At 66.1% G+C, this 25,613-nt stretch carries 24 protein-coding genes; 9 read left to right on the top strand and 15 right to left on the bottom strand.

Annotated features, from left to right (window positions below; genetic code table 11):
• Nucleotides 1–5: 5 nt before the first annotated feature.
• The 4 genes from QNM97_RS03995 to rplJ form a co-directional block, all read right to left on the bottom strand.
• Complete coding sequence (locus tag QNM97_RS03995; protein WP_283821690.1) at nt 6–1,262, bottom strand: ABC transporter ATP-binding protein; 1,257 nt, start codon at nt 1,260–1,262, stop codon at nt 6–8.
• A gap of 262 nt (nt 1,263–1,524) precedes the next feature.
• Nucleotides 1,525–2,940, bottom strand: a complete 1,416-nt coding sequence (locus QNM97_RS03990; RefSeq protein WP_283821689.1) for a glycosyltransferase 87 family protein — start codon at nt 2,938–2,940, stop codon at nt 1,525–1,527.
• A 221-nt stretch (nt 2,941–3,161) separates the two neighbouring features.
• Nucleotides 3,162–3,548 (bottom strand): 50S ribosomal protein L7/L12, encoded by a 387-nt coding sequence (gene rplL / locus QNM97_RS03985; protein WP_283821687.1) that lies wholly within the window; start codon nt 3,546–3,548, stop codon nt 3,162–3,164.
• 74 nt (nt 3,549–3,622) lie between these two features.
• Nucleotides 3,623–4,147 (bottom strand): 50S ribosomal protein L10, encoded by a 525-nt coding sequence (gene rplJ / locus QNM97_RS03980; protein WP_208792306.1) that lies wholly within the window; start codon nt 4,145–4,147, stop codon nt 3,623–3,625.
• 597 nt (nt 4,148–4,744) lie between these two features.
• Between rplJ and QNM97_RS03975 the strand changes: the two genes are divergently transcribed.
• The gene (locus QNM97_RS03975) at nt 4,745–6,778 is read left to right on the top strand and encodes a CocE/NonD family hydrolase (RefSeq protein ID WP_283821686.1); all 2,034 of its coding nucleotides are present in this window, start codon (nt 4,745–4,747) and stop codon (nt 6,776–6,778) included.
• Between the two features lie 15 nt (nt 6,779–6,793).
• Here QNM97_RS03975 and QNM97_RS03970 read toward each other — a convergent pair whose 3' ends face one another.
• Nucleotides 6,794–8,134: an FAD-binding oxidoreductase gene (locus QNM97_RS03970; RefSeq protein ID WP_283823092.1), complete on the bottom strand. Its 1,341-nt coding sequence runs from the start codon at nt 8,132–8,134 to the stop codon at nt 6,794–6,796.
• Between the two features lie 204 nt (nt 8,135–8,338).
• Between QNM97_RS03970 and QNM97_RS03965 the strand changes: the two genes are divergently transcribed.
• On the top strand, nt 8,339–9,181 hold the full coding sequence (locus tag QNM97_RS03965; RefSeq protein ID WP_283821685.1) for an alpha/beta fold hydrolase: 843 nt from the start codon (nt 8,339–8,341) through the stop codon (nt 9,179–9,181).
• On the opposite strand, the gene QNM97_RS03960 is transcribed toward QNM97_RS03965, so the two are convergent.
• From QNM97_RS03960 to QNM97_RS03915, 10 genes are all read right to left on the bottom strand, one after another.
• Nucleotides 9,174–10,388, bottom strand: coding sequence for a cytochrome P450 (locus QNM97_RS03960; protein ID WP_283821684.1), 1,215 nt, complete (start codon nt 10,386–10,388; stop codon nt 9,174–9,176). The two genes, QNM97_RS03965 and QNM97_RS03960, sit on opposite strands and share 8 nt — an antisense overlap.
• Nucleotides 10,385–10,828, bottom strand: coding sequence for a PaaI family thioesterase (locus tag QNM97_RS03955; RefSeq protein ID WP_283821683.1), 444 nt, complete (start codon nt 10,826–10,828; stop codon nt 10,385–10,387). Before QNM97_RS03955 ends, QNM97_RS03960 begins: the two co-directional genes overlap by 4 nt.
• Nucleotides 10,825–12,684 carry a fatty acyl-AMP ligase gene (locus QNM97_RS03950; RefSeq protein WP_283821682.1) on the bottom strand — a complete coding sequence of 620 codons (1,860 nt, stop codon included), beginning with the start codon at nt 12,682–12,684 and terminating at the stop codon, nt 10,825–10,827. Before QNM97_RS03950 ends, QNM97_RS03955 begins: the two co-directional genes overlap by 4 nt.
• A complete protein-coding gene (locus tag QNM97_RS03945; RefSeq protein ID WP_283821681.1) occupies nt 12,681–13,502 on the bottom strand; it encodes a thioesterase II family protein in 822 nt (273 codons plus the stop codon). The genes QNM97_RS03950 and QNM97_RS03945 overlap by 4 nt, the downstream gene beginning before the upstream one ends.
• A complete protein-coding gene (locus QNM97_RS03940; RefSeq protein WP_283821680.1) occupies nt 13,502–14,758 on the bottom strand; it encodes a cytochrome P450 in 1,257 nt (418 codons plus the stop codon). Before QNM97_RS03940 ends, QNM97_RS03945 begins: the two co-directional genes overlap by 1 nt.
• A complete protein-coding gene (locus QNM97_RS03935) occupies nt 14,755–15,723 on the bottom strand; it encodes a class I SAM-dependent methyltransferase (RefSeq protein ID WP_349632347.1) in 969 nt (322 codons plus the stop codon). Before QNM97_RS03935 ends, QNM97_RS03940 begins: the two co-directional genes overlap by 4 nt.
• Nucleotides 15,720–16,028, bottom strand: coding sequence for an acyl carrier protein (locus QNM97_RS03930; RefSeq protein ID WP_014361126.1), 309 nt, complete (start codon nt 16,026–16,028; stop codon nt 15,720–15,722). The genes QNM97_RS03935 and QNM97_RS03930 overlap by 4 nt, the downstream gene beginning before the upstream one ends.
• Nucleotides 16,029–16,165: 137 nt before the next feature.
• Nucleotides 16,166–17,173: an acyl-CoA desaturase gene (locus QNM97_RS03925; protein WP_283821677.1), complete on the bottom strand. Its 1,008-nt coding sequence runs from the start codon at nt 17,171–17,173 to the stop codon at nt 16,166–16,168.
• Nucleotides 17,174–17,211: 38 nt separating this feature from the next.
• Nucleotides 17,212–17,712, bottom strand: coding sequence for a DUF4442 domain-containing protein (locus tag QNM97_RS03920; RefSeq protein WP_283821676.1), 501 nt, complete (start codon nt 17,710–17,712; stop codon nt 17,212–17,214).
• Nucleotides 17,709–18,665, bottom strand: a complete 957-nt coding sequence (locus QNM97_RS03915) for a PDR/VanB family oxidoreductase (RefSeq protein WP_283821675.1) — start codon at nt 18,663–18,665, stop codon at nt 17,709–17,711. Before QNM97_RS03915 ends, QNM97_RS03920 begins: the two co-directional genes overlap by 4 nt.
• Before the next feature lie 191 nt (nt 18,666–18,856).
• Here QNM97_RS03915 and QNM97_RS03910 point away from each other — a divergent pair, with 191 nt between their 5' ends.
• The 7 genes from QNM97_RS03910 to QNM97_RS03880 all read left to right on the top strand — a co-directional run bounded on the left by QNM97_RS03910 (nt 18,857) and on the right by QNM97_RS03880 (nt 25,576).
• A complete protein-coding gene (locus QNM97_RS03910; RefSeq protein WP_283821674.1) occupies nt 18,857–19,414 on the top strand; it encodes a YiiD C-terminal domain-containing protein in 558 nt (185 codons plus the stop codon).
• Nucleotides 19,411–20,295, top strand: coding sequence for an alpha/beta hydrolase family protein (locus QNM97_RS03905; RefSeq protein WP_283821673.1), 885 nt, complete (start codon nt 19,411–19,413; stop codon nt 20,293–20,295). Before QNM97_RS03910 ends, QNM97_RS03905 begins: the two co-directional genes overlap by 4 nt.
• Nucleotides 20,292–21,473 carry an ABC transporter ATP-binding protein gene (locus QNM97_RS03900; protein ID WP_283821672.1) on the top strand — a complete coding sequence of 394 codons (1,182 nt, stop codon included), beginning with the start codon at nt 20,292–20,294 and terminating at the stop codon, nt 21,471–21,473. The genes QNM97_RS03905 and QNM97_RS03900 overlap by 4 nt, the downstream gene beginning before the upstream one ends.
• Nucleotides 21,470–22,855: an ABC transporter substrate-binding protein gene (locus QNM97_RS03895; RefSeq protein WP_283821671.1), complete on the top strand. Its 1,386-nt coding sequence runs from the start codon at nt 21,470–21,472 to the stop codon at nt 22,853–22,855. The genes QNM97_RS03900 and QNM97_RS03895 overlap by 4 nt, the downstream gene beginning before the upstream one ends.
• A 12-nt stretch (nt 22,856–22,867) precedes the next feature.
• The gene (locus QNM97_RS03890; RefSeq protein WP_283821670.1) at nt 22,868–23,728 is read left to right on the top strand and encodes a metallophosphoesterase; all 861 of its coding nucleotides are present in this window, start codon (nt 22,868–22,870) and stop codon (nt 23,726–23,728) included.
• Between the two features lie 128 nt (nt 23,729–23,856).
• On the top strand, nt 23,857–24,747 hold the full coding sequence (locus QNM97_RS03885) for a carbohydrate ABC transporter permease (RefSeq protein WP_283821669.1): 891 nt from the start codon (nt 23,857–23,859) through the stop codon (nt 24,745–24,747).
• A complete protein-coding gene (locus QNM97_RS03880) occupies nt 24,734–25,576 on the top strand; it encodes a carbohydrate ABC transporter permease (protein WP_283821668.1) in 843 nt (280 codons plus the stop codon). Before QNM97_RS03885 ends, QNM97_RS03880 begins: the two co-directional genes overlap by 14 nt.
• Nucleotides 25,577–25,613 lie beyond the last annotated feature (37 nt).

Raw genomic sequence — 25,613 nt, 5'->3', positions numbered from 1 at the left:
CTCGGTTAGCTCCGCCCGTCGCCGTGTCGGGGTTTCTTGGTGGTGTCGATCTGCTCGGTGGGCTGGTCGGTCTGGGCGGCCGGCGGCACGTCCCACTGTTGGGTGGGTGCGTCGTTGCCGGCGAACTCGTAGACCTCGGTGGGGGCTTCTGCAGTGGCGACGCCACCGGCCGAGCTCCACTCCCCCTGACCGGATCCGCCGGCATGTGCGGCGGCGGCGCCGCCTGCACCGTTCTCGGCCATGTCGGCGCCGTGGGCCTGTGCCTGGGCGCGGATCTCGTCCTCCTGCGCCATGGACTCGCGGATGGCGCGCTGGGCGTTTTCCGGAAGTGAGGGCAACAGTTCCAGGACGCGTTCGCGGTGGCGGGCAACAGCCTTGCGTTGGGGCATACCCGGATTCGGCTGCACCTGCGGGATGATCTCCGAGAAGTCGTCCTTGGTGCCGCCACCACCGATACCCGCGGCCTGCATCGCCTCTTCCTGCTTCTGGACCGCTTCGTCCTTCTCCTCCGACATACCGATCGGGCCGAACCGATCACCGGAAAGGAACTGCTTGACCACCGGCTGCTCCGAGGTCAACAGCTGTTCCCGCGGACCGAACATCACCAACTCTTTGCGGAACAACATCCCGATGTTGTCCGGAATCGTCCGAGCGATGTTGATGTTGTGCGTCACGATCAGGATCGTCGCATCGATCTGCGAATTGATATCGATCAACAGCTGCGAAATGTAGGCGGTACGCACCGGATCCAGACCCGAGTCCGGCTCGTCGCACAAGATGATCTGCGGATCCAACACCAACGCCCGCGCCAACCCGGCACGCTTACGCATACCACCGGAGATCTCACCCGGCAGTTTGTCCTCGGCACCGGCCAGACCGACCAGGTCGATCTTCTCCATCACGATGTCGCGGACCTCGTTCTCCTTCTTCTTCGTGTGCTCACGAAGCGGGAACGCGATGTTGTCATACAAACTCATCGACCCGAACAACGCACCGTCCTGGAACAACACACCGAACAACTTGCGGATCTCATAGAGTTCCTTGGCCGAACACTGGGTGATGTCGGTGCCATCGATGATCACCGACCCCTGCTCCGGATGCAGCAAACCGATCAACGTCTTCAAAAACACCGACTTACCGGTACCCGACGGACCCAGCAGTGCCGACACCTCGCCTTCCGGCAAGGTCAGGGTCACATCACGCCAGATGTTCTGCGAGCCGAACGACTTGGTGAGCCCCTCAACGCTGACCTCAACACCCACGGTTTCCTCCAGAAGTTCGCTGCCCCCAATGAGCTCCCGCCGGTGCGAGAGTCCACCCCTCGGTGACATGTGTGGTTGAGGTCACTGTATCCGACCACAGCAACAGCACCCCCCACACACGTGGACCGAAGACCCACAGCGTGGACGCGAAAGAAATCTACCAACCGGTAACTTACCCTCGGGCGATGACACTAGCCGATGAAACGGTCCGATGGAAAGTGGGCCCGGTTCCATCGTCGCCGTCGGAGTGCGATGGCGCTCCCTACCGTCGCTGCGGTGGCGCAGCCCACCGGTTCAGGACCGCGCGAGGGCCCTCCTCGTGGTCGTCGGAAATCTCTGCGTCGGCGCCTCCGACGATGCTGTCGGGGTGGCCGGATGCGTCCTCGGGGTGGCCGGATTCGATTGCCTCCGGCCCGCCTGACCCGGGCTCCCATGCCTCGCGCACCCGCGTGAGCGGTAACCACCAGGAGATGAGCAGGATCAGCACGAGCCAGATCAGCGACGAGTTGCCGTAGATGATCTCCCACCAGCCCCAACGGAGTTCGTTGAGCTGCGCGCTCGGCAGTGACAGCGACGGTCCGGGGAGCTGCGCGATCAGGCCGAGGATGCCCAGTCCGAGGAAGACCGCACCACGCCGGTCGCCGCGTCTGGCCCGCAACGCCCGGACACCGATGGTGACGAACACCAGGATGAACACCGAGGTGAGCACCCAGTGGTGAATCCAGGCGGCCGGGGTGGCCAGCAGGGCCACCGCCCACGCCGCCAGGAAGCACAGCTCGTATTCGCGACGTTTGGCCAGATACCACGCGAGAGCCAGACAATAGAGCCCTGCGATCGCGCACAACGGCAACCACCAGTGCGACCTATCGCTGTCACTCATCCCGGTGCGCGCCAGCACCCCGGCGATGCCCTGGTTGTAGACGAAGGCCAGTCCACCGATGCGCTCGGGATCGAAGACCGTCGACGTCCAGTACTTCCACGTGTCCGACGGCGTGATCGCCCACGCGATACCGGTCGCCACCAGGAAGCCGACGACGACGTTGATCGCCGCCCGCCACTGCCGGCGCGCGATGAAATAGATGACGACGACGGCCGGGGTCATCTTGATCGCCGCGGCGATACCGACCAGCAGTCCCCGATACGGTTCGGCCCACGCGGGGCGCCGGTCCCACAGGGTGTCGGCGATGACCAGGCCGGCGAGGATCAGGTTGATCTGACCGAGGTCGAGGGTGATGCGGATGGGTTCGAGTTCGAAGGCCACACCGGTCAGGATCATCGACCAGCCGATCGGCAGGTCACCACATCCGACGCGACGCAGCAGGATACGAATCAGCCACCACGTCAGCAGACATCCGAGGATCAGGAAGATGACCGAGAGCAAGCGCACCGGCATCCAGCTCATCGGCACGAAGGACACCGCCGCGAACGGCGGGTAGGTGAACGGCAGAATGCTGTCGTTCGCCTGCGGCATCGGACCGTCGTAGAGGTGCTGCCCGTGGAACAGGAACTGGCCGCCATAGCGGTAGATCTGCAGATCCACCGGCGGACCCCAGTACTTGGTGGGCCCGAGGTGCACCAGCCACGGCTGGCCGAAGACGCGGCACACCCCCAGGACGAGCACCACGACCCCGACGACGTTGATCGTCGTGAACGCACGACGGGACACAGGAGCAGTCACGCGGGGTGATACTAGTCCGTCCCGCTCCCACCACCCGCAAGCCTCCCGCCGCAGCAACTGCCCGTGACAGCAACGAACCCGGGACGGATGTCTCCGTCCCGGGTTCGGGACATGCACCGTCAGTCGACGGTCACACCGCACAAGTAAGCACGCCTACTTGACGGTCACACTGCGCAAGTAAGCACGCCTACTTGACGGTCACACTGCGCAAGTAAGCAAGCTTACTTGACGGACACCTTGGCGCCGGCCTCTTCGAGCTTGGCCTTGGCAGCCTCGGCGGCATCCTTGTCGACCTTCTCCAGGATCGCCTTGGGAGCGCCCTCGACGAGATCCTTGGCCTCCTTGAGGCCCAGACCCGAGACGACCTCACGGACGACCTTGATGACCTGGATCTTCTTGTCGCCGGCAGCCTCGAGCACGACGTCGAACTCGTCCTGCTCGGCAGCGGCCTCGGCGGCAGCGGCCGGGGCACCGGCAGCGGCGACGGCGACCGGAGCGGCCGCGGTGACCTCGAAGACCTCTTCGAACTTCTTCACGAAATCGCTGAGCTCCAGCAGGGTCAGTTCCTTGAACTGATCGATGAGCTCGTCAGCGGTGAGCTTCGCCATGGTTGGCGTCCTTCCTATTCAAGCCCCACACGGGGTCGTGGTGATCCCCGTGGGGATGTTTGTGGTGCGGCGAGTTATTCGCCGGCTTCGTTCTTCTTCTCCTGCAGGGCCGCGGCGAGACGCGCCACCTGCGACGCCGGCTGGTTGAACAGGCCGGCAGCCTTTGCCAAGTTGCCCTTCATGGCACCGGCGAGCTTGGCCAACAGGACCTCGCGGGTCTCAAGGTCGGCGATCTGTTCGATCTCGGCCACGGACAGCGCACGGCCGTCCATGTATCCGCCCTTGATGACGAGAGCCTTGTTGTCCTTGGCGAAGTTCTTGATCGCCTTGGCGGCCACAACCGGTTCGCCTTCGATGAAGGCAATTGCGGTCGGACCGCTGAACAGCTCGTCGAGCCCTTCCACGCCCGCCTTTTCGGCGGCACGCTTCACCAGGGTGTTCTTGGCGACGGAGTAGGTTGCGCCCTCACCGAGGGAACGACGCAGATCGGTGATCTGGCTGACGGACAGGCCACGGTACTCCGTGACGACCGTCGCCGTAGCGCCCTCGAACTGCTCTGCGATCTCCGCGACTGCGGCGACCTTGTCGGACTTGGCCATACTTCGCCTCCTTCCTCATCACTCGAGTTGAGTTGGTCAGAGTTCAACGCAGGGGCGTTCGGAAAGACGCGGCGTCGCGGAGGGCACGTAGCCCTCGAAACGACGAGACGCCCCGGCACACAGAGGCACGGGGCGTCACACTGGCGAACACACCGGTCAAGGCATGATCGAGCTTCTTCCTCGTTCTCCCTGCGTGGGCCGCCGACATTGCTGTCATCCTTCGATCGGGATCGCTCCCGATGACCAACGGTCTCTGGTTGAACCGATACGACGCGTCAACGCGCGTCACACCGGGAACGAGGTTACCCGAGCCGGGCGTCGTCGACCAAATCCGTCCCGGCGCCGCCCGGGCCACCTGACCGAACGGAGGGTTTTCCAGGTCACACACGGCTTTGAACTGCCAATTCACTGTCGTGACCCAAATGGACCCCACCTCGATGCGATTCCGAGATCGGCGATGCACTACAGTCGGCGATCGGGAGTGATGTGGCCCACAAAGTATAAGCGGGGTTTCACTCACGGCCCGAGCACACGACGGGGTGTGGGTGACGCCGGTGGGTCCGGCGTCCGGTCACACCCCAGGCAGGGTGAGGCACCATGACGTACCAGTTGGACCCGGGCACTCCCGGGATGTCACGACCCCAGGTGGCCCCGACGCGGCCCGACGGCGGACGCGCCATTCCCCACTTCGGCACCCTCCCCCTCGGTGATCCAACCGGCGGCGCCGACGGCATCCGGTGGCGCGAAGCAGTCGACGGCGCCCAGCTCTATCCCCGCGTGGTCGTCGATCGGGACGTCAAGATCACCATGAGCGACGGTGTCACCTTGCGCGCCACGGTGGTCCGCCCCGCCAACCGCTTCGGCCAGACCGTGCTCACCCCCTATCCCGCGATCGTCAACATCAACCCCTACAACCGGGCGGCCGTCGACTTCATCGACACCACCACCCACGCACCGGTCCTCGGGCGGGCGTTGCGGGTCGCGTCGTCGTCGATCGATGCGACGGGCACCGCACTCGGCGGGCTCACCCGCCTGACCGGCACGCTCTCCGGCGGAATCCTCGACGTCTTCGGCATCAACCGCACCCTGGTCCGCAGCGGTTACGTCCAGGTCATCGTCGACGTCCGGGGTACCGGGGCCAGCGGCGGCAAATGGCAGATCCTCGGCGCGCGCGAGCAACAGGACTCGGTGGAGGTCATCTCCTGGGCCGCCGAACAAGAGTGGTGCGACGGCAAGGTCGGACTCGCCGGCTGGTCATACTCGGCGATCAATTCGCTGCAGGCCGCCGACAAACGGCCGGCCGAACTCGGCGCGGTCTTCGCGGTCGAGGGATGCGACGACATCGTTCGCGACGTCTACATCACCGGCGGCATGCCGTCGGCGTTCATCCCGATGTGGCTGTCGGTGGTCAACGTGCTCAAGTGGGTCCCCAATCCGTCGACGTACCTGCGCGATGTGATGCGCGGCGACACTCTGCGTTGGCTGCGCGATCGCGTGGCCTCCCCGGCGACCGAGATCCCGTCGTTGCTGTGGGGTTTCCTCACCGCCCGCGACGACCGGATCTTCGACGACCCCTACTTCGACGAGCGGGATCCGCAGATCGACCGGATCACCGCGCCCACCTTCACCGTCGGCGGGTGGCACGATCTCTTCGGGCGTAGCGCCACCGGCATCTACGAGCGGCTCCGTCTCGAGCCCGGCCGCAAGCAGATGCTCGTCGGCGACGGGTATCACTTCGACGTGGGCACCGGCCATGGATCCAGCTCCGCCCCTCCGCGTCTCGATGTCCTCGAGCGCGCCTGGTTCGATCGCTGGCTCAAGGGCCACCGCAACGGTATCGACCACTACGGGCCGGTCACGATGATGCAACAGGGCGGATCGTGGACGTCCGGCGCGGCGTTCCCGCGACCGGGCGTGCGACCCCGGCGGCTCTATCTCACCGAGGAGCCGTCGACGACCGCGGAACACGCCGTGCACGACGGATCGCTGAGCATAGCTCCGGCACAAGGTGTTTCGTCACTGCACATCCGGCCCGACCTGCGTGGCATGGTGTCCCGGGACATGACGCAGGTGACCGCGGGTGCGTCGATGGTTCTCGGCAATCGATTCACCACCGACGCACGCTTTCAGGAGCGCGGTGGATTGTCGTTCACCAGCGCCCCGGTCACCGAGGCGACCCACCTCAGCGGAGCGATGAACCTCCGCCTCAACGTGGCGACCACCGCACACGAGGGTATCTGGGCGGTGACCGTCAATGATGTTGCGCCCGATGGCACCTCGACCGTTCTCACCAACGGCGCGCTCTCGGCGACCAATCGCGCCCTCGACCGGTCGATGTCGACATTCACCGCCGACGGGCATCTCCTCGGTGCCCATCACTACCTCTCCCGCAAGCGCAAACTGCCGGTCCCCGCCGACGAGCCGGTCCGCATCGACGTCGATCTCGTGCCCACCGACGCCGTGCTCGAACCAGGTCACCGGTTGCGGGTGGACGTCTACGCCGCGAGTTTCCCCCGCTACCTCACGGTGGTCCCCGACCTGATCAAGGCCCGCGGACGCAAGCAACGTCTCGTTCTCGACCCGGAGCACCCGAGTTACCTGACGTTCCTGGCCGGCGACGGGCTCGCCTGAGCCCGTCGAGCGAGCTCAGAATGCCTTGCCGGGATTGAGGATTCCGTCGGGGTCGAGGGCTTTGAGCACACCGACGCCGTGCTCGCCGGTGACCGTGCCCCCGAGTTCCAGTGCGGCATCGATGATCTCACCGAAGGCGAGCTGCGCCCGGCCACGCGCGACGGCGTCTCCCTCGTCGGCGATCAGCAGTGGATGAAGATTGCCGTCACCGGCGTGGGCGTTGTTGGCGATGACGATGTCGTGGCGGATGCCGATCTCCTCGATGCGCGCCAGCATCGCCGGCACATGCTTCTTGGGGACGCAGACGTCCTCGGTGAGTACGGGACCGAGTCGCTCCAACGCCGGATAGGCCAGGCGTCGCGCCGCGAACAGCGCCTGCGCCTCCTGCTCGTCGGCGGACACCGCCGACCACGTGGCGCCCGCGGCGTCGAAACACTCACGCAAGCGCTCGGATTCACGCTCACCCTCGATTCCGGGCGTGTCGATCCGGCCGAGCAGCACGACGTTCGCGTCCACCGCGAGCCCCATGTTCTTCCACGCATCCACCGCGAGCAGACACTGCCGATCGACGAGTTCCAGTGCGGCGGGGGTCAATCCACTCGCCCCGACAGCAGACACCGCCCGTCCGGCGTCGATCAACGAGTCGAAATAGCCCGCGATGGTTCGCGACGGTGGTTGCAGGGGGCGCAGTTTCACCGTGATCTCGGTGACGATCCCCAACGTCCCCTCCGAGCCGACCATCACTCCTGCCAGGTCGTACCCGACGACCCCCTTGGCCGTCGGGTGCCCGAGCCGCACCAGTTCGCCGGTACCGGTGACCACCTGCACCGCGAGCACGTAATCGCGTGTCACCCCGTACTTCACACAACACACACCGCCGGCGTTGGTCGCCACGTTGCCGCCGATGGTCGACCACGGCGAACTCGCCGGGTCGGGCGGGTACCACAAACCCACCTCCGCGCAGGCTGCTCGCAGATGGTCGTTGACGACCCCGGGCGCCACGACCGCGATGCGTTCGAGCGGATCGACTGAGAAGATCTCGGTCATCGCCGCACAGGAGAGGACGACGCTGCCGGCCCATGCGTTGGCACCGCCGGACAGGCCCGTCCCGGCTCCGCGGGGGATCACCGCGACCTGGCGGGCACGACACGCGCGCACCACCTCGATTACATCCTCGGGCGTACGCGCACGCACCACAGCGATCGGCATCTGGTGCGGCGCCCACTCCGCGTCGTCGTGGGCGTAGCTGGCCATCACATCCGGATCGCGCACCACCGCACCTGGGGTGACCGCCGCCTCCAGTGCGGCGATCAGATCTGCCCGGAGATCGGGTGCGACGTCGGCGGTGAAATCCACACCCCACCCTAACGCCACCGCCATCCGGTCGAGACCGAAGTCCGGTGTCAACGGCCAACTCTGACCGCGCGCGGTACGCAACCACCCATCCGGGACGGGCTCGATGGAGTCACCCGGTATTCCGGCAATAGCCCGGATCGATCGGGGCGTTCACGACGCCGATCGATGCGGCACGCCGTCTCCTCGACACGCGATACTCTCCCGGTGGACACCGTGCACACCATCGACATGCCGAACGCGGCCATCACCTATCGGGACTCCGGCGTACCGCGGGCCGCGGACCCTACGGAGACGATCCTCTTCGGTCACGGGCTGTTGTTCGACGGCACCATGTTCGACGATCAGGTGGCCGCACTGCGCGGCCGGTTCCGCTGCATCCGCGCGGACTGGCGCGGCCAGGGTGCCAGCGTGAGCCACCATTCCGCCTATGACATGGATACGCTCACCGACGACACGCTCGGGGTGATCGAGCACCTGGCAACGGGTCCCGTGCACTACGTCGGACTGTCGATGGGTGGGTACGTCGGGATGCGGCTCGCCCTGCGTCATCCCGAACTGCTCCGCTCGCTGACCCTCCTCAACACCATGGCGCGCAACGAATCAGCCCGATCCGTCATCGACTACACCGCCATGGCCTGGATGCAACAGGTGACCGGTGTTCGGCCACTTCGACACCTGCTGGAGTCCAAGCTCTTCGGTCGTGGGTTCGTCGACACCGCGCGTGGCAAGCGCATCGGTGACGAATGGTTCGCCCGACTCGCGACCACCCAACAGTCCACGGCCCGCCGGGCCACCCTGCGACGCGTCGTGGCGGGTGTCGTGGCACGCGATGCCGTGGCCTCCCAACTGCCGCTGATCACCACCCCGACCCTGGTCATCGGCGCCGAGAACGACGTGGCAACACCTCCGGTGGAGGCCTCCCGGGTCGCCGCGGCCATTCCGGGAGCCACACTGCACCTGTTACCGGGGTGTGGCCACAGCAGCGTTCTCGAGCAACCGGACACCGTGTCGGCGCTCTTGGCCGACCACCTCGGTTCGGTCAACTGACGCTCACCACAACCGATTCCGGACCGCGGATGTTGCGTCGCCCGTTCCAGGACAACGAATCCAGCCGTGCGCGGGGGAACCGCTCGATGAATCCGGAAAGAAACGTCGCGGTTTCGGCCCGCGCCAGCGCCGCACCCAGACAATGGTGAATCCCCGCACCGAACGAGAGATGACGGTGCGCCAGCGGCCGATCAGGACGAAACGTCGCGGCATCCCCACCCCAGAAGGCGGGGTCCCGGTTGGCCGCGGCGATGACGCCGATCACGAAAGAGCCCAGAGGGATTCGCACTCCTTCGACGTCGAGGGGCGCGGTCGTGACCCGTCGCATCAGGTGCACCGACGGCTCGAACCGCAGAACCTCTTCGACCACATTGGTCACGAGATCGGGTCGCTGCCGCACCATCGCAATACTGTCCGGATGCGCGAGAAGTGTCGCCACCGCGGAGCCGATGAGGTTGACCGTAGTCTCATGACCGGCAATCAGGACGAACATCACCTGGGCGACCAACTCGTCACCAGTGAGTTCACCCGCACTTTCCGCCGCGATCAGGGCGGTCAACAGATCATCGCCGGGATCGGAGTGCTTGTGCCGCACCAGATCACGGGTCATCATCGTCAACTCGTCGTTGGCCGCTCGAATACGGGCCTGGGTGGCCGGCTCGGCAAGTGGTTCGAGTCCGAGCACGAGAGTACCGATGTGTTCGCGGAACCGTTCGGTGTCGACCCCGGACACCCCGAGGATCTCCGAGATCACCTCGTACGGCATGGTGAACGCGACTTCCTGCATCAGATCGATGGTGCCCGCAGCGGCCACCCGGTCGAGCGCGCGATCGGCGAGTCGGCTGATCCGGTCCATACGTGCGGCGACACCTGATCGGGTGAACGGCGTACCGACCAGCCGCCGAAGCCGGGAATGGTCCGGCGGGTCGCGATCGAGCAACGACAATCCACGCATCATGCGGTTCTCATCGCCCAGTCGGGTGCTGTCACTCTTGAAATCGGGAATATGCCGAAGTGCGCTCTCTTGCACGGAGTGTCCGGACCGCTGTAGCGCCGCGACATCGGCGTAGCGGGTCAGCAGCCAAAATCCCTGCGGGTGAACGACAACCGGAGCGGTGGCCTGCAACCTCCGATACGCGGCATGTGGATCGACCGCAAACGCCGGGTCGAACAGATCCATCCCGCCGGCATCGATGCGCGTGTTCACCGCACCAACCGAACGTTACGAAACGTCGACAACGCAGTCGCACAGAGATTTCCGTCCTCATCGAAGATGTCGGCGCGACCGACGGAGATGGTTCGACCCGCCGACACCGCGGTTCCCTGCGCGCTCAGTTGCGGGCCGGGGGCGGGCGCCACGATCTTGATGGTGTAGTCGAGCGTGACGTTCGCCCAGCCCGCCGGCAGCAACGTCGCCACCGCCGCGCCTGCTGCGTAATCGGCGAGAGCGCCGAGAACGCCCGCCTGAACGTGTCCGGTGTGCTGGGTGTGATCGGGGCGAACCGCCAGTCGAAGCGTGGCGGCGCCGGTTCCGAGTGACTCGATCGCGAAGCCCAGCGCACGTGCCGCGGGCATCGCGTCCAGGACGGCTCTGATGGCCTCGGCGGCGGCGGGATCCGGCGAGTCGGACGTCTTGGTGGTGGTCATCGATACTCCGTTCCGACGGGCGTGAACCCGTCATTGTCGTAGAGGGCACGTGCCGCTCGGCGCCGCACCTTTCCGCTGGTCGTCTTGGGCAACTCGCCGGCGGCGATGAGTCCGATACGGAGCACAGTGATCCCGAGGTCGGCCCGGATCGCCGCACGGATCGCCGTACGCACCTCCGCCGCATCGAGGTCTCGGTGCGTGGCCCGGATCTCGGCGACCACGACCACTTCTTCGGCAGGAGTGTCACCACCCGATGACTCCTCGGCCCACCCGAACGCCGCGCAGCCGCCCGGACGGAGCGCCGAATGTGCTCCCACAGTCGCTCTTTCGATGTCGGTGGGATAGAAGTTGCGACCGCGGATGACGATCATGTCCTTGATGCGTCCCACCACGTACAGTTCGCCGGCGACGACGAACCCGAGGTCACCGGTGCGCAGCATGGGATCACCGCCACCGACGATCACCCCGAACAACGCGTCGGTTGCGGGGCGATTGTGCCAATAACCCGCGCTCACATGCTCACCGGAGACCCATATCTCCCCGACGACGCCGTCGGGGAGGCCGACGCGCCTGTCCGGGTCGACGATGCGGATCACGCTGTCCCGCACCGCTGTTCCGGACCCCACCACTTCGGTCCCGGCCGTATCCGGACGGTAACGTCGATGTTGTAGGTCCGCTGCGGACGCTCGCAGCGTGCGCGGCCCACGACCCGGGCGGGACGCCGTGACCAACAGGGTCGACTCGGCGAGTCCGTAACACGGATACAGTGCGCGAGCGTCGAATCCGTGGGGCGCGAACTCCGCCGCGAAGCTGCGGATCGTGTCGGAGCGGATCGGCTCGGCGCCATTGAAGGCGACGGTCCAGCTCGTCAGGTCGAGATCGGCCGGTAATCCGGTGCGACGGGCATGCGCCACGCAGGCCGCGTAGGCGAAGTCCGGCCCTCCGCTGGTGGTGGCCCGATACCGCGAGATCAGCGTCGGCCACAGCAGTGGCCGACGGATGAAGGTCATGGGCGACATCAGAACCGCTCGGGCGCCGACATACAGCGGCTGCAACACATTTCCTATCAAGCCCTGATCATGGAAGAAGGGGGCCCAACCAACGACCACCGATGTCTCGTCATGACCAAAGGCATCCCGGATCATCTCTTGGTTGGCGCGCAGGTTGCCATGTGTCACCATCACTCCCTTGGGCGCACCGGTTGAGCCCGAGGTGTACTGCAGGAGTGCGAGGTCGTCGGCGTCCACCGGATCCGCGACGTGCGTGGAGTCATATGGGATGGCCGATCGTTCATCGGCGGGTACGTCATCGACCACCCTGTCATCGACCACCCCGTTGTCGGTCAGATCGTTGTCGGTCAGATCGCTGTCGGTCAGATCGCTGTCGGTCAGGTCGCTGTCGGTCAGGTCATCGACACAGATGGGCGGTACCGGACACAACGTCCTCAACGTGGCGCCAAAGAATTCGTCGGATACTCTATCGGTCAACACTATTGCGGGTTGGGCGTCGGCGACCACATTCCGGATCGCGCTCGGCCCTGCGGTCGGGGTCGGCAGCGGCGGCGCCACCGGTACCGCGACGACACGCGCATACATGCACCCGAAGAAGGCGGCGATGAAGTCGAGGCCAGGAAGGAACGCCAGTAGGGCTCGGTCGCCGGGCACACATTGCCGCCGCAATCGTTCCGCGATCCGGACGGCACGGCGGTGCAGGGTTGCGTGGTCGAGTTGATCGACCTCCGTACCGGACTCGTCGACGAACACATAGACAACCCGGTCCGGCGCCGTCCGCGCGCGGGTCATGAGCACGTCGGGCAGGAACGCGCCCCGACGTTCGGGATCGTCGTGGCCGATCATGACCCCGCCGGCTCCGCAGTCGATGGCGGCGACACGAACAGTGCGGTCAAACGGTCCCGGTGTTGCTGCGGGAAGAAGTGGTCACCGGCGAACGTGTGCCCGGCAAAACCCGATGCGGTATGTGCCGACCACGACCACGCCTCGTCGGCATCGACGAGCGGATCACGGTTGCCGTGGCACACCGTGATCGGTACCGGGAGGGGTACCACCCCACCGTCCTCGAGGATCGGTCCGGCGACGTATCGGTACTGCTCCACCATCGCCAGGTCATATCGCACCAGATCCAAGGCGTCGCTGAGGAATTCCGGCGTTCGTGCCAGTAGGTGCCAGGTGTCGGACAATTCGGCGAGCCCGGCGAGGAGTTCCTCGTCGTCGCGTTCGTGCAGCGGCGGGCGGCTGGCGGGGAGGTGAGGAGCGCGCCGCCCCGAGACGCACAGATGGATCGGCGACCGACCGGCAGCGAGGAGGCACCGGGTGAGCTCGAAGGCGATGACCGCACCCATGGAATGCCCGTACACCACCGTCGGCATCTCGGGCAACGCCAACAGCTGGCCGGCCAGGGTGGCGGCTGCGGCGAATACCGAGGTCGCCCGGGCCGCATGACGCACATCCTCCCGCCCCGGCAACTGCACTCGCAACACCTCGAGACCGGCGGGGAAGCAAGCGCCCCAACGGGTGAACGTCGACACGCCCGCGCCGGCGTGGGGCACCATCACCACTCTGGTGTGGGCGCGCCCACGGCTCACGCGGTGCGTGTCCGGCATCGGCCGCAGCCAGAGTCCGGGCGGCTCTTCGATGTGATGCGAGATGGTGGACATCATCGTGATCTTCCCCTCACGGGTAACGCGCTCGGTCCGCGAATGATGAAGCTCTCGGTCTGCCAGGTCGGCGCGATGCCCGTCGGCGTCAGCTCCAAGCGCCGCCACACACGCTCCAGTGCCGTCTGGGCGATCAGTTGGGCGAGAGCTGCGCCGAGACAACCGTGCATTCCGTGTCCGAACCCCAGATGTGAGGCAGCCGAGCGCATATCGGCTCCGCGGTCGATACTGAACTCGTTCGGGGCGTCGAAGACCTCCGGGTCCCGGTTACCTGCACCGAGGCACAACAACACCTGGTCTCCACATCCGATGACCTGTCCGCCGTATCGGCTCTCGGCGCGTGCGACCCGCTTGGTCATCTGCAACGGGCTGTCGTAGCGCAGCGTCTCGCGAATGGCATCTCCGGCACGCTCGGGTGCTGCGGCGAGCTTGGCCGACTGCTTCGGATGCGTGAGCAGCGCGGCGACGGCGTTGCCCAGCAGGGCGGTTGTGGTTTCGGTACCCGCGACGAAACACATGATGCAGATGTAGGCGAGCTCGGTCTGCGAGAGACGATCGCCGTGGCCCACCGATACCCGCGCGAGCTCACTGATCAGGTCGTCGCCGTGCTGATCGGTCCGTTCGTCGACCAGCGTGCGCAGTGCCGAGGCGAAGTCACCGACGACGCGTCCCACCCGGGTGAGGTCGGCGACCGACATCCGTCCCGGCTCGAGTAACCGGCGTACTTCGTGGGTCCACTCCGGTGCCACCGAGGCGAGCGACGGCGGCAACGCCATCCAGTCGACGAGAACCGCACACGGCAGCGGGCTCGCGAGACTCGCGATGAGATCGAAGGTCATCGCCTGGACGCCGATATCGAGGCGATCGAGCATGTCGTCCACCCGCTGCGCCACGACCGGTCGCAACCCCTCGATTTGTTGACGGGTGAAGACCCGGTTGACCAGCGCGCGCAACCGCGCGTGTGCGGGGTCGTCGGTGAACACCAACGAGGTCCGTCCGAGGTCAACGATCCGAGCGGCGTCCGCCCGTGCGTGCGGTGGCAGTCGATCGATCCGTCCGGCCACCTCATCGGGAATCAACGAGGAACTGAATCCGTTGTCGCGCAGTAGGTTACGGATGTCGTTGTGCGCCGTGAACACCCACATCCCGAGGGTGCGGTGTACCGGTTCGGCTTCCCGGAGCGCCGCGTACAGCGGGTAGGGGTCCATCCGGAATCCCGGTGCAAGCGGGTTGAAACGCGGAGTCGTGGCCGTCACTTGTCCACGTCCAGGTCATGTCGCGGTGCGGATTCCGACACGAAGTAGCTGCGCCGGTACGGCCGTAATACCAAGCGCAGCAGACAGATCTTCCCCATACGGAACCCCAGCGCCGACATCGTCAGGTAACGGAGGTAACGATCGACCGTGTCCTCGCCCACGATGCGGGTCGCCTCGTCGCGTCGTTGCCTCAGCCGGCGCGCCCACTGCGCACAGGTCCAGGCGTAGTCCAGGCGACCGTTGGTCACGCGATCGATCTCGAAGATGCCGTCCGCGGCAACCGCGATATCGGCGAAGGTGGGCAGTTCGGCGTGCGGGAAGATCTCCCGCTGCATGAACGAACTCGCCTGCATCGCAGACATGTTCGCATACGCGATGGTCTGCAGCGACAGAGTGCCGTCATCGTTGAGCCAGTCGCGGCATCGGGTGAAGAATGCTCGATAGACCGCGCGGCGCGTCTCGATGTTCTCATCGGGCCGCGCGAAGTGCTCGAAGGCGCCCACCGACACGATGCCGTCGAAACGATGCGGCGGCCGGTACTCTGCCCAATCGGTGACCTCGGCGCGAATCCGGGGTTCGCCGAGTGCGCGGATGTGGGCGGCCTGTTCCACGCTGAGCGTGAGTCCGATCGCCTCGGTCACTCCGGGGTGCGTTACGGCCTGGCGCAGCAGCGCGCCCCAGCCACATCCGATGTCGAGAATCCGGTGCGCGTTCCCTATTCCGATCGCGTCGAGGTGATATCGCACCTTGCGCGACTGCGCGGCGTCGAGGTCGTCACCCGGACTCTCGGGCATGGCACAGGAATAACTCTGATCCGCGTCGAGCCAGAGGCGATAGAAGTCGTTGCCGACGTCGTAGTGGAATGCGATGGCCTCGGCGGCCTCGCCACGCCTGCGCTCACCGGTCACTGCGCCGGTGCCGGGCGTCAGGGTCGTTTCCCCACAGGTCATTTCCGCACCGGTCATTGCCCCGCCGCCGCATCGAGGTGCTCGAACAGATGGTTCGACACCGCGCTGATCGTCGGGTTGTCGAACAAGGCCTCGGAAGGGAGTTCGACTCCGTAGCGCGCTTCCACCTCGATCAGCAGGGCGACGGCGTGTGCCGAATCCAGCCCGAGCCGATCGAATCCGGCATCCGGGTCGACCGATTCCGGCGTGGTCTCCAGCAGGTCTGCGAGGTACTCGCGACACCAGCGCACGATGCTCTCGCGCGTGATCGGCTCCGACGACGGCGCGGTGTCGATCGGTCCGTCGGGCTGGGGCATGTTCATGGTCCCTCCTGGGTTCAGCAGGCTCGAGTGGATTGCGCAGGCCCGCAGGGTGCGGGACGGGGCAGGCGCTCTTGGAGCGCAGGTGCTCGTGGAGCGAAAACTTCTGGACACGAATGGAACTGAGGGTGCAGAGTTGATCAGTCGCCACCACGGACGTCGCCCGCGCCCGCAGGCGTCGTCCGGATACGTTTGGCGGCACGCCGCTGCGGTGACGGCACCCCCACATCGGTGGCCAGACCGCACGCGGACAGTACGACGATCAGCCAGTATCCGGGGTCGACGCGATACCAGTTCAATCCGAACGATGCGGAGTCGGGAAACGCGTGGTGGTTGTTGTGCCAGGCTTCACCGAGTGTGACGAGCGCGAAAACCCCTCCGTTGCGGCTGTTCTCACGTGACTCGTATGGCCGGGTGCCGTACATGTGGAGAAAGGAGTTGATCGCCCAGACGATGTGCTCGAGGACGAATATCCGGACGAGACCGCCCCACAGGAAGCCCATCAGTACGCCGGTGAGGCTCCATTCCATCACGCCGACGATCGCCGCCGGGATGACCAGACCGAGCACCACCCACAGGTGGTAGTGGCGGGAAATACGCAACAATGCGCGATTCTTCAACAAGTCGGGGGCGTAGTGCATCACGTTCGGGTACTCGTGACGCCGCATCCACAGGAAGTGCGAATGGACGAGCCCCCGTAGCGCACCCCGGAATCCGTCGCCGGAGAGGTTGGGCGAGTGCGGATCACCGTCGCGGTCGCTGCACTCGTGGTGTCGCCGGTGCAGAGCGACCCACGATATCACCGGCCCCTGTCCGGCCATGGAGCCCGCGATCGCCAGCGCGACAACCGCTCCCGGCGCGGCCTTGAAGGTGCGATGGGTGAACAGACGGTGATACCCGACGGTGATGCCGAGTCCGGTCAGCAACCACATCACACCGAGTGAGACCCACGCCGAGGTCGGTACCGGTATCACCCAGAGCAAGCCTACCGCGACGGCGGTGCCGATGATCGGTAGGACGTCGAACAGCAGGAAATGCCTGCGCTGCAGCCGATGGATATAGGCGTTGCTGATCGTCTTCTTCCTCGGTTCGGACGGTGTCGAGGACGGGACGCCGATGTTCTCGGACGACGCGGTGGAGTGGACCATGACGGTTTCACCTCGTTGATCACTGCGTGGATGGGTTTTCAGGAAATCTGGCAGACATAGTCGAAATAGACCTTGCCGACGACTGCGCCGCCCGGGTCGCGCAGGACCGCTTTCGCATCGACGTCGAGGCGTCCGGGTTCGCCACGGGTGGCCAGTTCCCGGACCGCACGGAGGTCGACCGCGGCGGTGGCGGTGATGGTTCCGGTCGCCGGGCGGGTGTAGACCGCGCGGCAGTCCCGCACGACCATCCACTCGACCCGCTCCAGGTGGGCGGCCGCGGTGCCGACAAACGCTGCTGCAGCACAGAACTCGGCGCCCAGATACAGCGCGGCGGCGTGCACCGTGCCCACGTGGTTGTGCAGACGCGTCACATCGGGGATCTGCGCCACCGCGCGCTCGGCATCGAGGTCGATGATGCGGATGTCGTTGTGTTCGGTGTGCGGAGCCAGTCCGTTGGCCACCTCCCGCAACTTGGCGAAGTCGGGATTCGAACCTCCGAAGGGCACGAACGGTTCATAGGCCTTGCCGAGGAAGCTCATAGATCCAGCACCAGCCTCTCCGACGCTGCGCGCGACACGCAGACCATCATGGATCGCCCCGCCTGCCGCTCCGCGGCGGTGAGCACCGAATCCCGATGGACGATCTCACCCTCGAGTACCCCGGTCTCACAGCTCGCGCAGGTGCCCTCGCGGCACGAGGTCACCGGCGACACCCCCACCGCCTCCAGCGCATCGAGGATGCTCTGGTCGGCGCCGACGTCGACCGTGAGCCCCGAACTGGCCAGGCACACGGTGAAGGCCCGGGCGCCGTCGTCCTCGACGATCTCCTTCGGGGTGAACCGTTCGGTGTGCACCGCGACATCGGGACCCGCGAGGTCCTCGACCGCTGCGATCAAACCCGCTGGGCCGCAGCAGTAGACCCGGGTACCCGGACCCGCATCGGCAAGAATGTCGGCAACCGGCAACGGCCCCAGTCGATCCTGTGGACGAACGCGCACCCGGGCCCCGTGGTCCCTCAGTTCGTCGAGGTAGGCCATCGATTCTTCGGACCGTCCGCCGTAATGCAGCTCCCACTCCGAGTCCCGTGAGGCGAGATCGGCGATCATCGGCAACAGCGGGGTGATGCCGATGCCGCCGGCCACGAAGACGTGGCGATCCGCGTCGGCGAGCGCGAAGTTGTTACGCGGCATCGAGATACGCAACTCGTCGCCGATGACGACGCTCTCGTGCAGGGTGATCGAGCCGCCCCTACCGTCGATCTCGCGGAGTACCGCGATCCGATATCTGTCACTGTCGGTGGGCGACGAGCACAGGGAGTACTGCCGCGGACCGATCCCGGGAACGTCGACGTCGATGTGGGCGCCCGGTGCCCACGTCGGCAGCGCCGATCCGCCGGGTGGGGTCAGGACCAGCTCGACGATGTCCGGCGTCAGCCGGCGACGGGTCTCGACCACCACGGACAGGGCTGCGTTGGCGGTGGATTGCGGGGGCATCGGATCTCCTCGACCGGCGACATTCGCCGATTGGCGACATCACCACGGTGACCGGGATTCGAGACGGCCGCATCACGGAGCGCTGCCCTTTGTTCGCGCGATTGGCAGTCTCTATCGATCACCCGCCGGCGACGGCCGACCGCCGACACTGATCTGTGTTCCCGACCGGAAACGTCCCAAGGAGGACTGCTGTGACCGCAGAGACCGCGACTGAATCCGGGGAAGGACGCGTGTTGACCGACTTCGCCGCGGCCTTCCCCCAACTCGACTTCACCGCACCCGATTACGAGTACCTGCGCTCGGTTGCCACCGCCCTGGTCCCCTTCGGTGAGCTCGTCGGTACCGCCGTGACCGAGATTTCGGCGGAGCAGGCCGTGGTCACCATCGCAGCGGGTGAGTCGGTCACCAATCACATGGGGACCGTCCATGCGGGGGCCCAGTTCACCGCCGCGGACATCGCCGGCGCGTTGGCCTTCATCGGGGCTGCCGCCCCGCGGCTGTACACGATCGAACGTCTGGTCCTGCGGGCCGCCACCGTCACCTATCGCCGTCCGGCCCTCGGCGCGATCCGCGCGGTCGCCCACATCGACGAGCGCGAACTGCGATCGGTGCTCACCGCCGACGACGGCGGACGCCATGACATCACCGCCAAGGCGGTCGTCCTCGACGACGCCGGGGTCGTCACCGCGAAGTTCGTCTTCGACTACGTGTGCGACGTCGTTGCGACCTCCCCCGGGGACAGCCGATGACCAGCGCACCGGCACCAACCCGTGAGGTCCTCGACGTCGTCACGACCGACGGCACGTCGTTCCGGCTGCACCTGTCGCCCGACCCGGGCGCGCCGACGGTGCTGGTGCTCCCGGCGATGGGTATGAAGGGCAAGCACTACCGCGGACTTGCCGATGCGATTGCCGCACAGGGCTTTGCCGTCGCGACGTGCGACCTGCGTGCCCAGGGCGAGTCCCGGCCCGCACTGGCCGACGCACCGAACTTCGGGTATCGGGAGATGCTGGAGATCGATCTCCCGGCGATCATCGACCGGCTCCGCGAGCACACCGGCACCGACGTCGTCCACCTCGTCGGCCACAGCCTCGGCGGCCAGTTGTCGCTGCTGTACGCCGCCGCCCATCCGGATGCGATCGGCAGCGTCACCGTGGTCGCCACGGGAACAGTGTTCTGGCAGGCATTCGATCGCCGCCGCCGGTTCGAGATCCTGTGGCAGACCCAGTGGATCGGGGCGGTCTCGCGCACCACCAAGCGGTGGCCCGGTGGCGTGGCGATACCGGCACCCATGGCGGGCGGAGTGATGACCGACTGGTCGATGCAGGCGTTGACCGGTCGGTACCGGGTCCGTGGTTCCGAAATCGACTACAACGCCGCGTTGCGCACCTTGCAGCGCCCGGTGTTGATGATCTCCTTCGCCGGTGATCCGCTGGGTCCCAAGAGCACGGTCGACCATCTCGCCCGCCGGATGCCTGCGGCCTCGGTGAGCCACTGGCACATGTCCGGCAGCGCACCCATCCGCTCCGGCGACCATTTCGCCTGGCTGAAGGATTCACCCGCGCTCGCCACCCAGGTTGCCGGGTGGTTCGACACGGCAATCGGTACGCGTCGACCGGAGCAGCAGTGAGCCGAATCGAGCTGGATTCCCTGACAAAGGCATTCGGTGATTCGCGGGCCCTCGAATCGGTGGATCTGACGATCGGCGACGGGGAGTTCATCGTTTTCCTCGGGCCGAGCGGATGCGGCAAGTCCACCTTGCTCCGGACGATCGCGGGGCTCTCCGAGCCGACATCGGGTTCGGTCCGGATCGACGGACGCGATGTCACCGTCGCGTCGCCGCGCGAGCGCAACCTCGCGATGGTCTTCCAGAGTTACGCGCTCTATCCGCATCTGTCCGTCGCGAAGAACATCGGCTTTCCGCTGCGTACCAGGCGACTTCGACGTTCCGACATCGCCGCGCAGGTCGCCGACGCCGCCGAGTCACTACAACTGACGCCGTTGCTCAACCGGCGGCCGGCGGACCTGTCCGGCGGCCAGCGCCAACGGGTGGCCCTCGCCCGGGCGATGGTGCAGAAGCCGGGCGCCTACCTGATGGACGAACCGCTGTCGAACCTCGACGCCCAGTTGCGCTCGGCCACCCGTGCCGAGCTCATCGACCTCCATCGCCGCATGGGGGCGACGTTTCTCTACGTCACCCATGACCAGGTCGAGGCCATGACCATGGCCACCCGCATCGTGCTGCTCAATGCCGGTCGGGTCGAACAGGTGGGAACGCCGACGGAATTGTACGATCGTCCCGAATCCTCGTTTGTGGCAGCCTTTCTCGGCGCTCCTCCGATGTGTTTGTTCGACGCCGTCGCAGGTGGCCGCAACGGCCGGGTCGTCGTCGCCGCCGGCGGCCTGACGGTTCCGCTCGAATTACCCGCACCGACCGACTACTCCGCGCAGCCGGTCACCGCAGGCATCCGACCCGAACGCGTACGGCTGATCGCCGCGGCAGCACCACGACCGACGGACGCGATCGAGGTCGGTGCGCGCGTCGGAACGATCGAGAACCTCGGCAGCGACGAGGTCGTACACCTGCGCGTCGGGTCCACGGCCTTGCAGGCTCGCGTCGCGCGTCCGTGCGGCGTCCGGGAAGGCGACTCCGTGCGGCTCGCCATCGCCCCGCAGGACGTACACCTCTTCGACCGGGTGTCGGGACGCCGGCTGCAGTGGGACCCCACCCCCTGCCCTGGGCCCACCCGGACAACCGATCTCACCGAACCCGCCACACCATTCGTCTCCCAAGGAGCACTGTCATGAGAACCCATCTCCCCCTTCGTCATCTGGCGAGCGCCGTCGCCGTGTGCTCGGCGGTGACGCTGTTCGCCTCCGCCTGCAGCATGGGCAGTTCGTCGGACGACACGACGACCTCGGCCGTCCCCGAGCTCCGTCCCGATCAGAAGGTCTCCATCGTTTTCGAGAGCTACAACTACGGTCTGGCCGGCGCCTGGACCGACACGTTCAACACGTTGATCGCCAATTTCACCAAGCAACACCCCAACATCACCGTCAAGGCGCAGAAGCCGCAGGGCAACAGCCCGAATCCGGCCGGTGACGCCGTGTCCAGCGTGCAGAGTCAGACCGTCGCCGGTTCTCCGCCGGACGTCGCCCAACTCGGCTTCGGCGATTTCGACTTCACCATCCATCAGCTCGGCGCGAAGCCGTTGTCCACGCTCTTCGGCGAGGCAGCCGTGCAGGCCAACTTCCAGGGCGACAAGTACCCGTATGCATCGGCGGTACGGACGTTGGGCGACTTCGGCGGGGTCACCTACGGCATCCCGTTCGTCATGTCCACACCGGTGCTGTACTACAACGCCGACCTGTTCCGAGCCGCCGGGCTCGACCCGGCCAAGCCGCCCACCACCTGGGACGAGGTCGCCGCCGACGCCAAAGCCATTGCCACCAAGACCGGAAAGGGTGGCGCCTACCTCGACTGCCTGACGAAGTCGGCGACCGATTGGTGCTACCAGAGCCTCGTTCGCTCCGCCGGCGGACAGGTGATCTCCGACGACCGCAAGACGTTGTCGTTCGCCGATCCCGCCGCACTCACCGTGACCACGATGGCGCAGAACATGGTGAAGTCCGGTGCCACCCCCGTCTACACGCAGCAGCAGGGATACGAGGCCTTCGCGCGCGGCGACATGGGCATGATCCTGGAGAGCAGTTCACTGCAGGCCACCTTCCTCAAGGGCGCCAAGGGCAAGTGGGAGTTACGCGCCGCCCCCCTGCCGGTCTTCGCCGGACACACGCCGGTACCCACCAATTCGGGTGTGGCGCTGTACACCTTCTCGAAGGACCCGGCCAAACAGCGCGCTGCCTGGGAACTGATCGAATACCTCACCGGCAATGAGGCGTTCACGACGATCGCCAAGGGCATCGGCTACCTTCCGTTGCGCACCGGACTGGTGAACGATCCTGCCTACCTCGCCGATTGGGCCTCGAAGAATCGCGCGCTGTTGACCCCGAATCTGGAGCAACTCGAGAAGATCAAGCCCTGGATGTCGATGCCGGGCAACAGCTACAAACAGATTCAGACCAATCTGATGACCGCGGTCGAGTCGTCGGTGTATCAGGGCGCCGACCCACGTGTCGTGCTCACCGACGCACAAAACCAATCGACGCGCCTTCTCCCGGCGAGCTGAGGACGGCTTTCGATGACACCCGACTGCACCATCGTCCACCTCACCGATACCCACATCGTCGCACCGGGTTGCCTGGTCCGCGATGTCGTCGACACCGCGGACAACCTTCGCACCGTCCTCGATCGCATCATCGCGACCGGACGCACTGTCGATGTGCTCCTGCTGACCGGCGACCTCACCGACACCGGCGATCCACTCGCCTATCGCCGGCTTCGCGAGATCGTCGAACCGGCCGCCGCGACATTGGACGCACAGATCATCTATGCGTTGGGGAACCACGACTCACACAGTGCTTTTCGAACCGAACTGGCACCCGAGACGAGCGGCTGCGACCCGTCTGAGATCCCGTTGGACACCGTGCACGACCTCGCGAACGTGCGTGTGATCACGATGGACAGCACCCTTCCGGGCCGACACGACGGCGGACTGGGCACCGATCAACTGTCCTGGTTGGCAGCGCAATTGGCGACACCGAGCCGCTCGGGCACCACGGTGCTCGCGATGCATCACCCGCCGCTGCGATCGGCGATCGATCCCATCGACGCGCTGCGCCTGCGTGATCCCGAAGATCTCGCCGAGGTGATCGCCGGCAGCGAGGTTCGAATGATCCTGTGCGGCCACGCACATCTCACCGGCACCGGGGCGCTGGCGGGAGTTCCGATCTGGATCGGTCCGGCGATGTCGTACCGGATCGATCCGTTCGCTCCACTCGGTCGGCACCGCGGCTGGGTCGGTTACGGATTCACCAGGGTAGATGTACTCGACGGCTCGGTGGTGGCGACCGCCGTCGAGGAGACGCCGACCACTGCTGTCTACGACACCGACGAGGAGCAGACACTGGCCACACTGCGCGAACTCGCGCACGAGGTGTGAGGAGAGTGTTCGTCGAGTCATCGCCCGCGCCGAGCACCGCAGAACCCACCGACACCCGGCCCGCCGATCCCGCGCCTGGTGCCGACTCCGTTCCTGGCGCCGTCGATTCCGCAGGAAGACGCACCGGCGTGTCCGCGCGCGCACGACGCGTGATCGGTTCGGCCACTCCGTATCTGTATCTGACCCCCGCGCTCGCACTGCTGGTGATCTGGACCTACCGGCCGCTGGCGCAGGCCGTACAGTTGTCCTTCTATTCCTGGAATCTCTTGCCCACCAGCCCGATGGTCGCCGTGGGCACCGAGAACTACCGACGCCTCGTCGATGTGCCGGAGGTCGGCGACTCACTCTGGCGCACAGTGGAGATCATCGTCGGGCTGCTTCCGTTCTCACTCATCCTGCCGGTGATCGTGGCGTTGGCGACCCGTCACGTGACCGGCCGGATGCGGGTGTTCTATCAGGCGATCATCTTCGCGCCGTTCCTCGTCGCGCCGGTCGCCTCGGCCGCGGTGTGGCGCTGGCTGGGCGAGCCCGAGTCCGGCGCGATCAATCGCGTTCTCGGTCTGCACGTGAACTGGATCAACGACACCCGCACCGCGCAGCTGGCGATCATCGTCATCACCGGTTGGCATGTCCTCGGTTTCGCGGTACTCGTGGTCTCGGCCGGCATTTCCGGCATCAACCCCGACTACCACGACGCCGCCCGGGTCGACGGTGCCACCCGCGGACAGATCGATCGCTGGATCACCCTGCCCCTGTTATCGCCGTCGCTGGTCCTCCTGGCATTGCTGACCGTGTTGCTCAGCGCCCAGTGGACCTTCCCACTGGTCGACACGCTCACCCAGGGTGGCCCATCGGGAGCCACCACCAACATCTATTACCTGCTGTGGGAGTACGGCTTCCAGACCTTCGACGCCGGCATGAGCGCGGCGGTCGGAATCGTCGTCTTCTTGTGTTTCGGCGTCCTCGCCGCCCTCCTCGTCCGCCTCTCCGAACGGGTCACCTTCCATGACGACAAGTAGTCACACCACACCACGCCACGACCGGGGCACGGGTGCCCGCGTGCGCGGACATCTCGTGCTCGCGAGTATCGCGCTGGTGTGCGGATTCCCCATCTATTGGCTCGTGGCGACGTCATTGCGCCGCCCCGAGGACCAGTACTCCCTGCGCCCGGTGCCCTGGCCGCTCTCGTTGGAGAACTACGCCGATGCGGCCGCGCAAACACATGTGGTCACCCTGCTGGCCAACACGTTTGCCGTCGCCGCCGGGTCGACGATCGCGCAACTGCTCATCGCCCTGCTGGCCGCCTACGCGTTCTCGATGTACGAGTTCCGCGGGAAGCGCCTGCTGTTCGTTGCCTTCGTCGGGACCTGGCTGGTCCCCTTTCAGGTGACCATGCTCCCCAATTACGTTCTGCTCCAACAGCTCGGCATGCTCAACACCCTTGTCGGCGTCATGATGCCCACCTTGTGTTCGGCGCTGGCGGTACTCATGTTGCGCCAGCACATGGATTCGTTCCCGAAGGAATTGATCGCCGCGGCCCGCATGGACGGCCGGACGTCGTGGACCATTTTGTGGACCGTCGTCGTCCCCAACCTCCGGCCGGCTCTCGCCGCCCTGTCGATCCTGCTGTTCATCAACGCCTGGAACGAGTACTTCTGGCCTGCGGTTGTCCTGCAGCGTACGAGTTCGGTTGTCCAGCTGGGGCTTCGGAGCTTCATGACCGCAGAGGGCACCGACTGGGGTGCGATGATGGCACTCGCCGGTATGTCGTGCCTGCCGGTGTTCGTACTCTATCTGCTGTTGCAGCGCCACATCGTCAACGCGTTCGTGCGCTCGGGCCTGAAGTAGACCCGAGCGCCAGCGATGTCACCGCGAGTGCGGCGAC

Source organism: Gordonia sp. L191 (genome assembly GCF_030077625.1).
Taxonomy (GTDB): Bacteria; Actinomycetota; Actinomycetes; order Mycobacteriales; family Mycobacteriaceae; genus Gordonia; species Gordonia polyisoprenivorans_A.
The sequence above is the reverse complement of the archived record's forward strand: the minus strand, read 5'-3'. Positions and strand labels throughout refer to the sequence as shown.

Coding starts and splice junctions, on each gene's coding strand:
- rplL (WP_283821687.1), bottom strand. CDS start 3,548: ATGGCGAAGCTCACCGCTGACGAGCTCATCGATCAGTTCAAGGAACTG.
- rplJ (WP_208792306.1), bottom strand. CDS start 4,147: ATGGCCAAGTCCGACAAGGTCGCCGCAGTCGCGGAGATCGCAGAGCAG.
- QNM97_RS03975 (WP_283821686.1), top strand. CDS start 4,745: ATGACGTACCAGTTGGACCCGGGCACTCCCGGGATGTCACGACCCCAG.
- QNM97_RS03955 (WP_283821683.1), bottom strand. CDS start 10,828: ATGACCACCACCAAGACGTCCGACTCGCCGGATCCCGCCGCCGCCGAG.
- QNM97_RS03950 (WP_283821682.1), bottom strand. CDS start 12,684: ATGATCGGCCACGACGATCCCGAACGTCGGGGCGCGTTCCTGCCCGAC.
- QNM97_RS03945 (WP_283821681.1), bottom strand. CDS start 13,502: ATGTCCACCATCTCGCATCACATCGAAGAGCCGCCCGGACTCTGGCTG.
- QNM97_RS03935 (WP_349632347.1), bottom strand. CDS start 15,723: ATGACCGGTGCGGAAATGACCTGTGGGGAAACGACCCTGACGCCCGGC.
- QNM97_RS03930 (WP_014361126.1), bottom strand. CDS start 16,028: ATGAACATGCCCCAGCCCGACGGACCGATCGACACCGCGCCGTCGTCG.
- QNM97_RS03925 (WP_283821677.1), bottom strand. CDS start 17,173: ATGGTCCACTCCACCGCGTCGTCCGAGAACATCGGCGTCCCGTCCTCG.
- QNM97_RS03920 (WP_283821676.1), bottom strand. CDS start 17,712: ATGAGCTTCCTCGGCAAGGCCTATGAACCGTTCGTGCCCTTCGGAGGT.
- QNM97_RS03915 (WP_283821675.1), bottom strand. CDS start 18,665: ATGCCCCCGCAATCCACCGCCAACGCAGCCCTGTCCGTGGTGGTCGAG.
- QNM97_RS03905 (WP_283821673.1), top strand. CDS start 19,411: ATGACCAGCGCACCGGCACCAACCCGTGAGGTCCTCGACGTCGTCACG.
- QNM97_RS03895 (WP_283821671.1), top strand. CDS start 21,470: ATGAGAACCCATCTCCCCCTTCGTCATCTGGCGAGCGCCGTCGCCGTG.
- QNM97_RS03890 (WP_283821670.1), top strand. CDS start 22,868: ATGACACCCGACTGCACCATCGTCCACCTCACCGATACCCACATCGTC.
- QNM97_RS03880 (WP_283821668.1), top strand. CDS start 24,734: ATGACGACAAGTAGTCACACCACACCACGCCACGACCGGGGCACGGGT.